14 protein-coding genes, 3 tRNA genes and 1 pseudogene are annotated in these 12,749 nt (G+C 63.4%); 7 read left to right on the top strand and 11 right to left on the bottom strand.

The genetic code is table 11. The features are described from left to right. Positions 1-7: 7 nt before the first annotated feature. From ARC78_RS14705 to ARC78_RS14675, 7 genes are all read left to right on the top strand, one after another. A complete protein-coding gene (locus ARC78_RS14705; protein WP_057506553.1) occupies positions 8-499 on the top strand; it encodes a CinA family protein in 492 nt (163 codons plus the stop codon). 69 nt (positions 500-568) lie between these two features. Next, on the top strand, positions 569-1,210 hold the full coding sequence (lexA, locus tag ARC78_RS14700; protein WP_054656815.1) for a transcriptional repressor LexA: 642 nt from the start codon (positions 569-571) through the stop codon (positions 1,208-1,210). A gap of 194 nt (positions 1,211-1,404) precedes the next feature. After that, entirely contained in the window at positions 1,405-2,439 is a 1,035-nt protein-coding gene (recA, locus tag ARC78_RS14695; protein WP_054656816.1) for a recombinase RecA, read from the top strand. A 108-nt stretch (positions 2,440-2,547) separates the two neighbouring features. Next, complete coding sequence (recX, locus tag ARC78_RS14690) at positions 2,548-3,036, top strand: recombination regulator RecX (protein ID WP_054656817.1); 489 nt, start codon at positions 2,548-2,550, stop codon at positions 3,034-3,036. 99 nt (positions 3,037-3,135) lie between these two features. Further along, positions 3,136-5,787: an alanine--tRNA ligase gene (gene alaS, locus ARC78_RS14685; RefSeq protein WP_057506552.1), complete on the top strand. Its 2,652-nt coding sequence runs from the start codon at positions 3,136-3,138 to the stop codon at positions 5,785-5,787. Between the two features lie 138 nt (positions 5,788-5,925). Beyond that, the gene (gene csrA, locus ARC78_RS14680; protein WP_054656818.1) at positions 5,926-6,129 is read left to right on the top strand and encodes a carbon storage regulator CsrA; all 204 of its coding nucleotides are present in this window, start codon (positions 5,926-5,928) and stop codon (positions 6,127-6,129) included. Positions 6,130-6,202: 73 nt separating this feature from the next. Then, positions 6,203-6,295: transfer RNA gene (locus ARC78_RS14675), tRNA-Ser, on the top strand. Positions 6,296-6,436: 141 nt separating this feature from the next. Here ARC78_RS14675 and ARC78_RS16815 read toward each other — a convergent pair. From ARC78_RS16815 to ARC78_RS14635, 11 genes and pseudogenes are all read right to left on the bottom strand, one after another. Further along, positions 6,437-6,565 (bottom strand): helix-turn-helix transcriptional regulator, encoded by a 129-nt coding sequence (locus ARC78_RS16815; protein WP_157722730.1) that lies wholly within the window; start codon positions 6,563-6,565, stop codon positions 6,437-6,439. 169 nt (positions 6,566-6,734) lie between these two features. Beyond that, complete coding sequence (locus tag ARC78_RS16810) at positions 6,735-6,920, bottom strand: hypothetical protein (protein ID WP_158499993.1); 186 nt, start codon at positions 6,918-6,920, stop codon at positions 6,735-6,737. A 377-nt stretch (positions 6,921-7,297) separates the two neighbouring features. Continuing rightward, positions 7,298-7,585 (bottom strand): hypothetical protein, encoded by a 288-nt coding sequence (locus tag ARC78_RS16705; protein WP_145974363.1) that lies wholly within the window; start codon positions 7,583-7,585, stop codon positions 7,298-7,300. A gap of 394 nt (positions 7,586-7,979) precedes the next feature. After that, positions 7,980-8,056 (bottom strand) — tRNA-Arg (locus tag ARC78_RS14670). Positions 8,057-8,108: 52 nt separating this feature from the next. After that, a tRNA-Arg gene (locus ARC78_RS14665) sits at positions 8,109-8,185 on the bottom strand. Positions 8,186-8,247: 62 nt separating this feature from the next. Further along, the gene (locus ARC78_RS14660; RefSeq protein WP_057506551.1) at positions 8,248-9,090 is read right to left on the bottom strand and encodes an alpha/beta hydrolase family protein; all 843 of its coding nucleotides are present in this window, start codon (positions 9,088-9,090) and stop codon (positions 8,248-8,250) included. Beyond that, the gene (thiD, locus tag ARC78_RS14655) at positions 9,087-9,896 is read right to left on the bottom strand and encodes a bifunctional hydroxymethylpyrimidine kinase/phosphomethylpyrimidine kinase (protein WP_054656819.1); all 810 of its coding nucleotides are present in this window, start codon (positions 9,894-9,896) and stop codon (positions 9,087-9,089) included. The genes ARC78_RS14660 and thiD overlap by 4 nt, the downstream gene beginning before the upstream one ends. Positions 9,897-9,931: 35 nt before the next feature. Next, positions 9,932-10,603 (bottom strand): YoaK family protein, encoded by a 672-nt coding sequence (locus ARC78_RS14650; RefSeq protein WP_054656820.1) that lies wholly within the window; start codon positions 10,601-10,603, stop codon positions 9,932-9,934. A 9-nt stretch (positions 10,604-10,612) separates the two neighbouring features. After that, on the bottom strand, positions 10,613-11,104 hold the full coding sequence (locus tag ARC78_RS14645) for a hypothetical protein (RefSeq protein WP_083468354.1): 492 nt from the start codon (positions 11,102-11,104) through the stop codon (positions 10,613-10,615). Positions 11,105-11,109: 5 nt separating this feature from the next. Then, a complete protein-coding gene (locus tag ARC78_RS14640; protein WP_054656822.1) occupies positions 11,110-12,510 on the bottom strand; it encodes a PhoH family protein in 1,401 nt (466 codons plus the stop codon). A gap of 81 nt (positions 12,511-12,591) precedes the next feature. Further along, positions 12,592-12,749, bottom strand: a pseudogene (locus ARC78_RS14635) (peroxiredoxin); the annotation flags it as partial.

Raw genomic sequence — 12,749 nt, 5'->3', positions numbered from 1 at the left:
AATTTCCATGGCCGCTCTTACCGACCACGAACTCGATCAACTCGCTGCCCGGCTGGGCGAGCGGCTGCGTGCTGTGCGCGATCACGTCGTCACTGCTGAAAGCTGTACCGGAGGCTGGATCGCCAAGGCGATGACCGGCGTCTCCGGCTCCTCGGACTGGTTCGACAGCGGGATGGTGGCTTACAGCTACGAGGCCAAGCAGGCGTTGCTGGGAGTCAGTCCGCAGACATTGGAGGTCCATGGTGCGGTCAGTCGCGAAACGGTGATTGAAATGGTCTCGGGCGCGCTGGTGCGGTCCGGTGCCAGCATTGCGGTCGCGGTCACCGGCATTGCCGGGCCCGGCGGCGGCAGTGAGGACAAACCGGTCGGAACGGTCTGGATCGGCTGGAAGCGCCGTGGCGGCTATACCCGCGCCGAGCTGTTCCATTTCGATGGGGACCGCGACGCGGTGCGCCGGCAGACCGTTGCCGCGGCGCTGATCGGGCTGGAGACGCTGTAGCTTCATGGGGTAGCCGTTGGTGACCGGGGGTATTGACGGGCGTGTTTGTTAGTAGCAATACTACTAACCATGAATCTGACCGATACCCAGCAGGCCATCCTCGATTTGATCGCACAGCGGATCGAGGCGGAGGGCGTACCGCCGTCACAGACCGAGATCGCCCGGGCGTTCGGCTTCAAGGGCGTGCGCTCGGCGCAGTACCACCTGGAGGCGCTGGAAGCTGCCGGTGCCATCGAGCGTGTGCCGGGACGGGCGCGGGGGATCCGGCTGGTGCGCCCGGCTGCAGAAGATCCGGCGTTGCCTCTGGTGAGCGCGGCCCAGGAACAGGTGCTGCGTCTGCCGGTGCTTGGCCGGGTCGCGGCGGGGCTCCCGATTGGCGCCGACATCGGCTCGGACGATTTTGTGGTGCTGGACAGGGTGTTCTTCTCGCCTGCGCCGGATTACCTGCTGAAAGTGCAGGGCGATTCGATGGTCGATGAAGGCATCTTCAATGGCGACCTGATCGGCGTACACCGTACCCGCGACGCCCGAACCGGTCAGATCGTGGTGGCGCGGATCGATGACGAGATCACCGTCAAGCTGCTCAAGATCGGCAAGGACCGGATCCGGCTGCTGCCGCGCAACCCGGACTATGCGCCCATCGAAGTGCAGCCTGACCAGGACTTCGCGATCGAGGGGCTTTACTGCGGCCTGCTGCGGCCCAACCGGTAAGCCGGATGTTTTTCGCCGCCATGAAGGTGTGTTTTTCCTACGGGCTAAGGCGGTATCCGCTGCTGCCGGTATGCTGGCCGGCCAGATAATTTGCCCTGTCGCACGCAATCTCAGCCTGTGCGATGTGGCAGCGCTAAAGTGGACCCATGACGAAATCAGCTAAATCAACGAAATCAACGACGAGGACGAACCCGATGGACGAGAACAAGAAGCGCGCGCTCTCCGCCGCACTGAGCCAGATCGAGAAGCAGTTCGGCAAGGGCTCGGTGATGCGCATGGGGGATCGCGTGGTCGAGCCCGTCGAGGCGATCCCGACCGGTTCGTTGATGCTGGATATCGCACTGGGGATCGGTGGCTTGCCCAAGGGGCGTGTGGTCGAGATCTATGGTCCGGAATCCTCCGGCAAGACCACCCTGACGCTGCAGGCAATTGCCGAATGCCAGAAGCTGGGCGGCACGGCCGCCTTCATTGACGCCGAGCATGCGCTGGACCCGATCTATGCAGCCAAGCTGGGGGTGAATGTTGACGATCTGCTGCTGTCGCAGCCGGATACGGGTGAACAGGCGCTGGAAATCGCCGACATGCTGGTGCGCTCGGGTTCGGTCGATATCGTGGTGATCGATTCGGTGGCTGCGCTGACCCCCAAGGCGGAAATCGAAGGCGAGATGGGTGACCAGCTGCCGGGTCTGCAGGCCCGCCTGATGAGCCAGGCGCTGCGCAAGCTGACCGGCAACATCAAGCGCTCCAACACGCTGGTGGTCTTCATCAACCAGTTGCGCATGAAAATCGGTGTGATGATGCCGGGCCAGAGTCCCGAGGTGACCACCGGCGGCAACGCGCTGAAATTCTATGCCTCGGTGCGGCTGGATATCCGCCGTATCGGTGCGATCAAGAAGGGCGATGAGATCATCGGCAACCAGACCAAGATCAAGGTTGTGAAGAACAAGCTGGCGCCCCCCTTCAAGCAAGTCATCACGGAGATCCTGTATGGCGAAGGCATCAGCCGTGAAGGCGAGCTGATCGACATGGGCGTGGAGGCCAAGCTGGTGGACAAGGCGGGCGCCTGGTACAGCTATGGCGACGAACGCATTGGTCAGGGCAAGGACAACGCCCGCGGCTATCTGCGTGACAATCCGCAGGTGGCGGCTCGTCTTGAGGCAGAGCTGCGCGAGAAGTTCCAGCCGGCGGAAGCTGCACGCGAGGAAGGTGACAGCGACGGCGAGGATTGATTTTCCGCAGGGCGGGCGGCGCATCGTCAGTGACGTCGTCCCGCCCTTGCGGTATTGAATCCAGCAGGGATGCCATGGATGGCGCCACCCTGAAAGGCAGCAGATCAGATGAGTGATAGGGATGACGGCCCGGCCAAGCCGGGCAGGCGGCGGGAGCAGACCCCGCTGCAGCGGGCACTGGGTTTGCTGGTGCGGCGGGAGCACTCGCGCAAAGAACTTGCGCGCAAGCTGAAGGCGCGCGGGCTTGATGCCGAGGCTGTGGACGTTGCGGTGTCGCGGCTGGCCGATGAAGGTTGGCAGAATGACGCGCGATTTGCCGAATCGGTCGTGCGCAATCGCTCAAACGGCGGCTATGGACCGCTGCATATCCGCGCGGAGCTGGGAACGCATGGCTTGGATGCAGATGCGATCGAGGCTGCGCTGGCAACATTCGAGGGTGATTGGGCCGAGAGAGCGCGTGAGCTGGTGTGCCGCCGGTTCGGGCCGGATGGGCCGCAGGAGCTTGCTCAGCGACGCAAGGCGGCGGACCTGCTGGCGCGGCGTGGGTTTGACGGCAGCTGCATCCGCAGTGCGACCCGATACGACGCTGAGGACTGAGCGCGCTGGGCCTGATACCCTTTCAGGGTTTCGGTTGTCCCGAATTCCCGCGCCCTTGGGGCGATCGGGACCCGCTAGCCCGCTTATTGCCAGTCCCCAATGAATAATCCTGCCAAATTCACCACTTCCCAGATCCGCGCCGACTTCCTGGAATTCTTCAAGTCCAAGGGGCACACGATCGTGCCCTCCGCACCCCTGGTGCCGGGCAACGACCCGACCCTGCTGTTCACCAACTCCGGCATGGTGCAGTTCAAGGACGTGTTCCTGGGGGCTGAAAAGCGCAGCTATGTGCGCGCAGCCGACGTCCAGCGGTGCCTGCGTGCTGGCGGCAAGCACAACGATCTTGATTCGGTCGGCTATACCGCCCGCCATCACACGTTCTTTGAAATGCTCGGCAACTGGTCCTTCGGCGATTACTTCAAGAAGGAGGCCATCGCCTGGTCGTGGGAGTTGCTGACCAAGGTATGGGGGCTGGCGCCGGAACGCCTGCTGGTTACCGTCTACCACACCGACGACGAGTCGTACGAGCTGTGGAACAAGATGATCGGCCTGCCGCCGGAGCGCATCGTGCGCATCGGCGACAACAAGGGAGCGCCGTACGCGTCGGACAATTTCTGGCAGATGGCCGATACCGGTCCGTGTGGCCCCTGTACCGAAATCTTCTACGATCACGGCGAGCACATTGCCGGTGGCCCGCCAGGCTCGCCAGATGAAGATGGTGACCGCTATATCGAGATCTGGAACAACGTCTTCATGCAGTTCGATCGCCAGCCGGACGGCACCCTGGTGCCACTGCCGGCGCCATGCGTGGACACCGGTATGGGTCTTGAGCGCCTGGCGGCGATCCTGCAGCACGTGCATACCAATTACGAGATCGACCTGTTCCAGGCGCTGATCCGCAAGGCCAGTGAGCTGACCGGTATGGCTGATCTGGAGAACAAGTCGCTGCGCGTTATCGCCGATCACATCCGTGCCTGTTCGTTCCTGATCGTCGATGGCGTACTGCCGTCGAACGAGGGTCGTGGTTATGTCCTGCGCCGGATCATCCGCCGTGCGCTGCGCCATGGCTGGATGCTGGGGGTACGCCAGCCGTTCTTCAGCAAGCTGGTGCCGACGCTGGTCGAGCAGATGGGCGAGGCCTATCCCGAGTTGCCGGCGCAGGCCGATACGGTTGTGCGTGCATTGCAGGCCGAGGAAGAGCGCTTCGCCGAGACGCTGGACTCGGGCATGAAGATTTTCGACGACTTGGCCGCCAAGGTGACCGACGGCGTGATCCCCGGCGTGGATGCCTTCCGTCTGTATGACACCTACGGTTTTCCGGTCGACCTGACCGCCGACATCGCGCGCGAGCGCGGTATGACGGTGGATATGGAGGGCTTCGAAGCCTCGATGGAGCACCAGCGCGAAACCGCGCGGGCTGCCGGCAAGTTCGGCGGTGGCGTAACCCTGTCGGCAGAGCTGGTGGCCAGCCTTGAGCCGACGGCCTTCCTCGGTTACGAGCGCTTGCAGGCCGATGGCTTGAGCGTGGTCGCCATCCTCAAGGACGGCGTTCCGGTCCAGTCCGCGCAGGTGGGCGACGAGGTCATCGTGTTCACGGCGCAGACACCGTTCTACGCCGAATCCGGTGGCCAGGTCGGTGATACCGGTCTGCTGTCCGCTGACGGCGTGCGTGTCGAGGTAGCGGATACGCAGAAGTTCGCCGGCCAGTTCCACGGCCATGTCGGCAAGATCGGCGAGGGCGCGCTGCGCGTGGGTCAGGTGCTGTCGGGTCAGGTCGATGGCCAGCGTCGCAGTGCCACGATCCTCAACCACTCGGCCACCCATCTGCTGCATGCCGCGCTGCGCGAGGTGCTGGGCACCCATGTGCAGCAGAAGGGCTCGCTGGTGGCGCCGGATCGTCTGCGTTTTGACTTCTCGCACTTCCAGCCGATCAGCGCTGAGGACGTTGCGCTGATTGAGCGCAAGGTCAATGAGCAGGTGCGTGCCAACAACGCGGCTGAAGTGCATCACATGGGCATGCAGGAGGCGCTGGATTTCGGTGCCATGGCGCTGTTCGGCGAGAAATACGGCGAAAACGTGCGGGTGCTGAAGATGGGTGAGTACTCCACCGAGCTCTGCGGTGGCACCCATGTTTCACGCACCGGTGATATCGGCTTGTTCAAGATCACCTCCGAGGGCGGTGTTTCCTCTGGCGTTCGTCGTATCGAGGCGGTTACCGGGCAGGGTGCGCTGGACTATGTGGCCGAGGAAGAGTCGCGATTGCAGCAGGCGGCGCAGTTGCTCGGCGGTAGCGAGGCGGATGTTGTCGAGAAAATCCGCCAGCTCGGCGAGCGCCAGAAGAAGCTGGAGCGTGAGCTGGAATCGCTCAAGGCCAAGGTGGCATCCGGTGCGACTGCTGACCTGGGTTCGGCAGCGGTCGATGTCGGCGGTGTGAAGGTGCTGGTGGCGCGGCTGGAGGGGTTTGACGCCAAGGCGTTGCGTGAAGCCGTTGACCGCCTCAAGCAGCAGCTGGGCGATGCGGTGATCCTGCTGGCGGGCGTGCAGGATGGGAAGGCCGCTCTGGTCGCGGGTGTGAACGGATCTGCAATGGGCAGGGTCAAGGCCGGTGAACTGGTGTCCTACGTTGCGGGTCAGATCGGAGGTAAGGGCGGCGGTCGCCCGGATATGGCTCAAGGCGGGGGTGAGGATGGTCCCCAGCTTGTTGCAGCACTTGATGGTGTGTTGGCCTGGGCCAAGCCGCATTTGGCCTGAATGTGAAAAGCTTTCTGCCTTGAAGGTACGCGCGCCCTGCAGTTAACATTGGGCAGTCTTTTCCCTTTGTCGTGGGGCGCACGCTGCAGCGCGCCAATGCCGGTGGGAATCCATCCGGTTCCATGGAGATTCGCAAAAATGTTGATCCTGACTCGCCGTGTAGGCGAAACCTTGATGATCGGCGACTCGGTCAGCGTGACCGTGCTCGGCGTCAAGGGCAACCAGGTACGTATCGGTATCACCGCTCCGAAGGATGTGGCGGTGCACCGTGAGGAGATTTTCCAGCGTATCCAGCGCGGTGACGAGCCCGCTGCTTCCGGAAGTGAAGAAACTTCGGAATAAGGGTTTACCTTTCACCCCGATAAACGTTATTCTTCGCGCCCCGCTACTGAATAAGTAACCGGGCAATAAGAACGGAGTGATGCCCGAGAGGCCGAAGGGGCTCCCCTGCTAAGGGAGTATAGGGTCAAAAGCTCTATCGAGGGTTCGAATCCCTCTCACTCCGCCAAGTGTTGAACTAAGCCGCTGATTACAGCGGCTTTTTTCATGCCGCAAGGTCCTGCCCCATGTTTTGCCCCATGTTTGGGGACCATGCATTGCCTGCGGCAATCGCCAGGATGGAGGCATCAATTTCCGGCGAGAACCAGAGCTACTTAGCGCCGATCTTGCGCGGCTTCGGGAATGCATCCTTCGCCATCATGCGATAGACCGTTGCGGTGCTCAGGCCGGCGCAGAGCTTCACCTCTTTCAGCGGCAGTAGCGCGATTTCCTCAGCCATGACTCTCTCCTTCCAGCGCCTCCCGGGGGGCTCTCCATTCGTTGATTCATGTGTTCGTTCTCGGCGCGCAGCCGGATGATCTCGTTGGCCGCGGTGGCCAGCTGCTCGCGCAGTGGGTCCTTGGGCGGCTGCTTCATGCGCTTGGCTGGCTTGGTGAAGAGCTGCCGGTTCATGGGAACAGCTCCATCTGCGGCGGCTGTCCCGCCTCGGGCGCCAGAGCTGCCGACGACTGCGCGGCCCGGCGGCGAGCGCTCTGTGCATGGCGGAACGAGAACCAGAAGCCATGGCCATGCCGGCGTGCAAGGCAGTCGGCGAGGAACGCACGGGCGGTGGGCTTTGCTTGGTCTGCACTCATGCCGCATGCCTCGGCTGCGGCCGCACGGGCCCGAACCAAAGCGCGGCAGCGTTGTTGATCTGGACCTTCTCGGGGTCAGGTGGCAGGGCGGGCAGGGAGCGCGGAGCCGGCGCCGGTCGTTCACGCACACAGTGCAGATCGAGTCGCGGCCACGGCTGCCGGCCTTGGGGTTGCCTGCTCTGGTCGCGGGCGCTGGTAGGAGTTGCAGTTGCGCATCGGACACTCCCGCGCCGTGGCTGGTGGGGTGCTTGTGGTGCCAGTGAGTCTGCGTGTAGTCGATGTGCACTGACTCGTCTGGAACGGGCCACAGAACCCGGGCTTCTGGTGTGTGCGGCTAGGCTTTCAGGGTCTGCATACTGCGCTCACCCTTGTCGTCGTCAATCTTCGTCTCCACCTCGACATCGATAGGGGTTGTGGAGTTGGGCTGCCAGCGGCTCACGCCCCCCCACTTCAGTGCTGGTGGCCTGCATGGCGGCACTGAGTGCTGCCAGCATGTCTCTGCGCTCTTCATGCGTCGTGCGCTTAGCGTCGTTGGCATATTCTGGCCCGAGCCTATCGCGTCCAGTGAGCGCCATCTGCGCTCGTTCGACCATTGCGTCGGTAGTCACGGTGCTGCCGCCCTTTGAGCTGGTGTCGATCAGGGCGAGTTCACGCAGCTCCTGCACAATAACTATGGAGGTTCCGCGCGCAGTCGTTTTTGGGTGACAGTCATTGCTGCCGGCGCGGCCTTGGAGAGAGCGCTGTCCACTCGGCTCGGCACGCTGCGTCGGATGCCGATCCGCTTCCTGTTGTGCTTGGACAATGGTGTGGGGTTCTGGTCACTGTCACTACGCCGGGCCGGAAGACGGTTGCTGGGTGCGGCAAGAATTCATCGCGCCGTGCTGTCTGCGGTGGGGCGGGATTGTGGGGCGTGTCATGCGCGCGTTGTCTTGGGTTGCATAGAGGCGATCGGGGCATTATCCCTGCGGCTTCCGTGCAGCAGTTTGATCTGCGCTTGTGCAATGGTGGATAGCGCGCATGCAAAAACAGCAGGCTATGCCTGCTGTTTTCATAATGTAATGGTGCGCCCGGAGAGATTCGAACTCCCGACCGCCTGGTTCGTAGCCAGGTACTCTATCCAACTGAGCTACGGGCGCGCTTTACATTATTCTGGTTTGAAGCTGCGGAAGCTGGTTCCGATTTCTGACGTGGTGGGCCCGGAGAGATTCGAACTCCCGACCGCCTGGTTCGTAGCCAGGTACTCTATCCAACTGAGCTACGGGCCCGTCGTCAGGAGCGAGATTATGCGGATATGCTGCGTGTGCGTCAATGCTTTTGTGAAATTTTCTTAATCATTGTGACGGAGCAGGGTGGCGGCGACCTGTTGCGGTGTTTTCATCCAGTGGAAGTGATCTGCCCTGGTGCCCAGTTGCTGTGATGACAGCACATGCAGCATGGGCTTGGATGCGGGCATCTTCGCCAGCAGCTGCTGCATCGAACCGGCAGGAGCCAGCCAGTCACGATTGAAGACGATCGCCGAGACCGGGGTCGAGACGGTGCGCATGCCCGCTTCCAGGTCGTTGGCCAGATCGCGCGCGGCGTAGTGGTTGCTCAGGCCGACGCGCGCCCAGTCATGGATCAGACCGCGTGCCTCGGTGCCGCCGAAGCCGACCCGGCGGCCGGGCAGTGCGCCCAGGCGCTGCGCCAACCATGGCAGGAACCGATAGGCCAATGGCAGCAGGTAGCGGCGCGGTGCGGGAAAGCTGCGCCACCACGGTGTGCCGCTGGCGATGAGCCACAGTGCATCCAGATCTCCGGTGCGCAGCCCGGCGTAACAGCAGCCCAGTTGGCCGCCGAGGCTGTGTCCACCCAGGCGGAATGGGCGGCCGGGGATTGTGGCGTAAATGGCGGCCTCGGCCGCCGGCAGATCGTACTGCAACAGTTCTTTATAGCCCCAGTCATGATGGCGATTCGGGCGAAGGCTGCTGCTGCCATTGCCGCGCCATTCGTGCAGAAATACGGCAATGCCCTTGGCAGCCAGGGCGTCGGCGAAGGGCTGGTAGTGGCGTGCGGCGATGCCGAGGGCAGGCAACCACAGCAGGCTGGCCGTTGCCTGCTCGGGTACATGGCTCAGCAGCTCGAACTGGTGTCCGTCGGCGCTGGTGATGGACACTCGCGCTGTAGCGTTCATGCCGTGCGCGCGGCGCCGAAGTGATCGAGCACCATGACTTCGCTGTGGCCGGGCCGATAGCCGCCCTGCAGGCCGCGCGCGATGTAGTCGATTGCCGCTTCGCAGGCGTTGGGCATCGACAGGCCGCAGCACAGTTGCGCGGCGATGGACGAGGCCAGTGTGCAGCCGGTGCCATGGGCATCGACCGGCAGTCGCGCATGGCTGAATTCTTCGCGGGTGACGCCATCGAAGTAGCGATCGATGACGCGGTTGCCTTCAAACAGGTGCCCACCTTTGAGCAGGACCGCGCTGGCGCCCATGCCGATCAGTGCATCAGCCGCATCATCGGCGTCGGCGGCGTTGTTGATGCGCCGGCCAAGCAGCAGCTCGGCTTCGGGCGTATTGGGGGTGATCAGTGTCGCCAATGGCAACAGGCGTTCGCGCAGGGCTTGCAAGGCGCTGTCTTGCAGCAGCCTGGCACCACTGGTGGCGATCATGACCGGATCGAGCACGACCTGTGGCGGGCGACGTTGTTCCAGTATGCCGGCAACGAGATGGATGACCTCGGCGTTGGCCAGCATGCCCAGTTTGACTGCATGGATGTCGAAGTCGTCGAAACAGGCATCGATCTGTGCCTGCAGGAAATCCAGTGGCGGGACATGCACGGCGGTAACGCCGCGGGTGTTCTGTGCGGTGAGTGCGGCGATGGCGGAGAGGCCGTGTACGCGATGCGCGGCGAAGGCCTTGAGGTCGGCCTGGATGCCTGCGCCGCCGCCGGAGTCGGAGCCGGCGATGGTCAGGGCGGAGAACGGCGTTGAAGGGCTCATGCGCACGATTGTGCAATGTTTGCGGAAAACATGTCTCAGCCGCGTTGGCGTGTCGTCCATTGGCGATACAGCACATAGCCAATACCGGTAGCGCCGGTCAGAAGGGCCGGTGCAAGCAGGGCGTCGTACTTCCAGCGCGCAAATAGCCACGCACCTATCACGCCACCACTCAGGAAGCCGCTGATGATCAGGCCGCTCAGGGTGAGGCGCCGTATGGGCAGGGGCAGTCCGCGTAGCAGGTGGCCCAGGCCGATGCCGAGATCGGTGAACATGCCGCTCAGATGGGTGGTGCGTACCACCGCGCCGCTGAACGTGGTGGCCATGGCATTTTGCAGTCCGCAAGCCATTGCCGCTGCCCAGGCGCCCCAGACCTGTTGGTGCTTGAACAGTGGAATGGCCAGCAGCAGCAGTGCCGATTCAAGTGCCAGTGCAACCCCGTAGCGCCGCCCGATCTGCAGGGTGCTGTCCTGGATGATCAATCCACTGAGCATGGCGCCCAGCGAGAACGCGATCAGCAATCCCCACAGGTGCCCGACCTGGCGCCAGTGACCTTGTGCCAGCGCAATGCCCAGCTGGCTGGTGCTGCCGGTAAGGTGGCTGACAGCCTGGTGTTCAAAGCCCAGAAAGCCGGCCACGTTGACCATGCCGGCCACACAGGACAGCGCGACAGCGCCGATCCAGACCCACACCGGCAGGCGGATTCCCATGTGGCCGCCTCAGGGTGACGGCGGCGGGCCGTTGCGCTCGACGCTGGAGAAGGTGCCGCTCTGCGGATCGTAGACGGCGCCCCAGAAACTGTCGCCGCCATCGCAGGCGCGTATGGCCTCGCGCGCCGGATCCCTCTTGCTGTGGTCCGGCAGGGTGAACGCGTTGATGTAGATCAGGCGCTTGCCGCCGGATTCGAAGCCCACGTATTGCCGGCTGGACAGGGCCGGTTCGGCAACCTCCGGCTGCAGGCGTGAGAGCTGGCTTTCCAGGGTCTCGATATCGGCGCGGCTGGGGGCCCAGTAACCGCTAATGGCGCCGGCATGTTTGGCGGGGCTGTCACGCGAGCAGGTGTCCAGCACCTCCGCGGCGATCACCGGCCGGGTCACCACCCAGGACTGTCCGGCCTTGATCGCTGTGGGCACGACAGCGCCCGGTTTCACGTTGGAAGGAGTACATGCGGCCAGTGCGAGAGCGGCGCAGGCCGACAGCAGGACGTGCAGGTGTTTCACAGGACCTCCGAGGCATAATCGGCCAGGCGCGAACGCTCGCCCCGACGCAGGGTGATGTGCGCACTGTGCGGCCAGTTCTTGAAGCGGTCCACCGCATAGGTGAGGCCGGAGGTGGTTTCGGTCAGATACGGTGTATCGATCTGTTCGACATTGCCCAGGCAGACGATCTTGGTGCCGGGGCCGGCACGGGTGATCAGCGTCTTCATCTGTTTGGGCGTGAGGTTCTGCGCCTCGTCCAAGATCAGGTAGCGCGACAGGAAAGTGCGGCCGCGCATGAAGTTCAACGAGCGGATCTTGATGCGGCTGGCGAGCAGGTCGTTGGTGGCCGCACGGCCCCATGAGCCGCCGTCCTGGTTGTGGGTGAGCACTTCCAGATTGTCGGTGAGCGCCCCCATCCAGGGCGTCATCTTTTCTTCCTCGGTGCCCGGCAGGAAGCCGATGTCCTCGCCGACGCTGACCGTGGCGCGGGTCATGATGATCTCGCGGTAGCGTTGCTGGTCCAGCGTCTGCGCCAGGCCGGCCGCCAGCGCCAGCAGGGTCTTGCCGGTACCGGCGGTGCCGAGCAGGGTCACGAAATCGATCTCCGGGTCCATCAACGCGTTGAGCGCGAAATTCTGCTCACGGTTGCGCGCGCTGATGCCCCATACCGAATGCGCGCTGTGGCGGAAATCACTGACCAGCGAGAGGATGATGCGACCGTCGCCTTCAACCCGGGTGACCTTGAGTTCGACCTCATCCTCGCCCGGAAGGTAGGCGTACTGGTTGGGGTGCCAGTCCTCGTCGTCGGCGGCCAGGATCTCGTAGCTGGTACGGCCCTTGTCGCTCCAGCTGCGCAGGTTGTCGCTGTGCTTCTTCCAGAAATCTTCCGGCAGCTGGGTGGCGCCGGTATAGAGCAGGCTGAAATCGTCCAGCGCGCGGTCGTTCTCGTAATCCTCCGAATCGATGCCGGCGATGGCGGCCTTGATGCGCAGGTTGATGTCCTTGGAGATGAACACCACCGGCGTATCCGGGTGCTGCTCTCTCAAGACGAGGATCGCGCCGAGGATGGCGTTGTCCGGGATGACCTTGCCAAAGCTCTTGCCGGCGTCGAAATGGCTGGTCTGGAAGTACAGGCGGCCGGCACTTTGCGCACCGCGCAGCTGCAGGCTCTTTGGGCGGTCCAGTGGCACCCCGTCCTGCACGCTGCCGATGCCGGCGGCCTCGATCAGCTCGTCCAGGAAACGGCTCACCTGGCGGGCGTTGCGGCTGGCCTCGGTGGTACCCTTCTTGCTGTTGTCCAGTTCCTCGATCACCTGCATCGGCAGGTAGACATCATGTTCCTCGAATTTGAACAGCGCGGTCGGATCGTGCATCAGCACGTTGGTGTCCAGCACGTAGATGCGCTTGCCTCGGGTCATCATCGATTCCTGGTGGCGGGCAGGGTCACACCATCGCACCTGCGGGGCAGGGCGATGGGGCGGGTGGGGACGGCAGGTGGCTCACTTGCTCGGGGCGGCCTTCAGGGCTTCAAGTACGGCATCGGCATGGCCGGCGACCTTGACCTTGCGCCATTCCTGCACCAGCGTGCTGTCGGGCGAGATCAGGAAGGTGCTGCGTTCGATCCCGCGCACCTGCTTGCCGTACATGTTCTTCATCC

It is taken from the genome of Stenotrophomonas pictorum JCM 9942, assembly GCF_001431585.1.
GTDB lineage: Bacteria > Pseudomonadota > Gammaproteobacteria > Xanthomonadales > Xanthomonadaceae > Stenotrophomonas > Stenotrophomonas pictorum.
Note: the sequence above shows the minus strand (reverse complement) of the source record. Positions and strands in the feature narration are given on the sequence as shown.

Coding starts and splice junctions, on each gene's coding strand:
- lexA (WP_054656815.1), top strand. CDS start 569: ATGAATCTGACCGATACCCAGCAGGCCATCCTCGATTTGATCGCACAG.
- alaS (WP_057506552.1), top strand. CDS start 3,136: ATGAATAATCCTGCCAAATTCACCACTTCCCAGATCCGCGCCGACTTC.
- ARC78_RS16815 (WP_157722730.1), bottom strand. CDS start 6,565: ATGGCTGAGGAAATCGCGCTACTGCCGCTGAAAGAGGTGAAGCTCTGC.
- ARC78_RS16810 (WP_158499993.1), bottom strand. CDS start 6,920: ATGAGTGCAGACCAAGCAAAGCCCACCGCCCGTGCGTTCCTCGCCGAC.
- ARC78_RS14650 (WP_054656820.1), bottom strand. CDS start 10,603: ATGGGAATCCGCCTGCCGGTGTGGGTCTGGATCGGCGCTGTCGCGCTG.
- csrA (WP_054656818.1), top strand. CDS start 5,926: ATGTTGATCCTGACTCGCCGTGTAGGCGAAACCTTGATGATCGGCGAC.
- recX (WP_054656817.1), top strand. CDS start 2,548: ATGAGTGATAGGGATGACGGCCCGGCCAAGCCGGGCAGGCGGCGGGAG.
- recA (WP_054656816.1), top strand. CDS start 1,405: ATGGACGAGAACAAGAAGCGCGCGCTCTCCGCCGCACTGAGCCAGATC.
- thiD (WP_054656819.1), bottom strand. CDS start 9,896: ATGAGCCCTTCAACGCCGTTCTCCGCCCTGACCATCGCCGGCTCCGAC.
- ARC78_RS14660 (WP_057506551.1), bottom strand. CDS start 9,090: ATGAACGCTACAGCGCGAGTGTCCATCACCAGCGCCGACGGACACCAG.
- ARC78_RS14705 (WP_057506553.1), top strand. CDS start 8: ATGGCCGCTCTTACCGACCACGAACTCGATCAACTCGCTGCCCGGCTG.
- ARC78_RS14640 (WP_054656822.1), bottom strand. CDS start 12,510: ATGACCCGAGGCAAGCGCATCTACGTGCTGGACACCAACGTGCTGATG.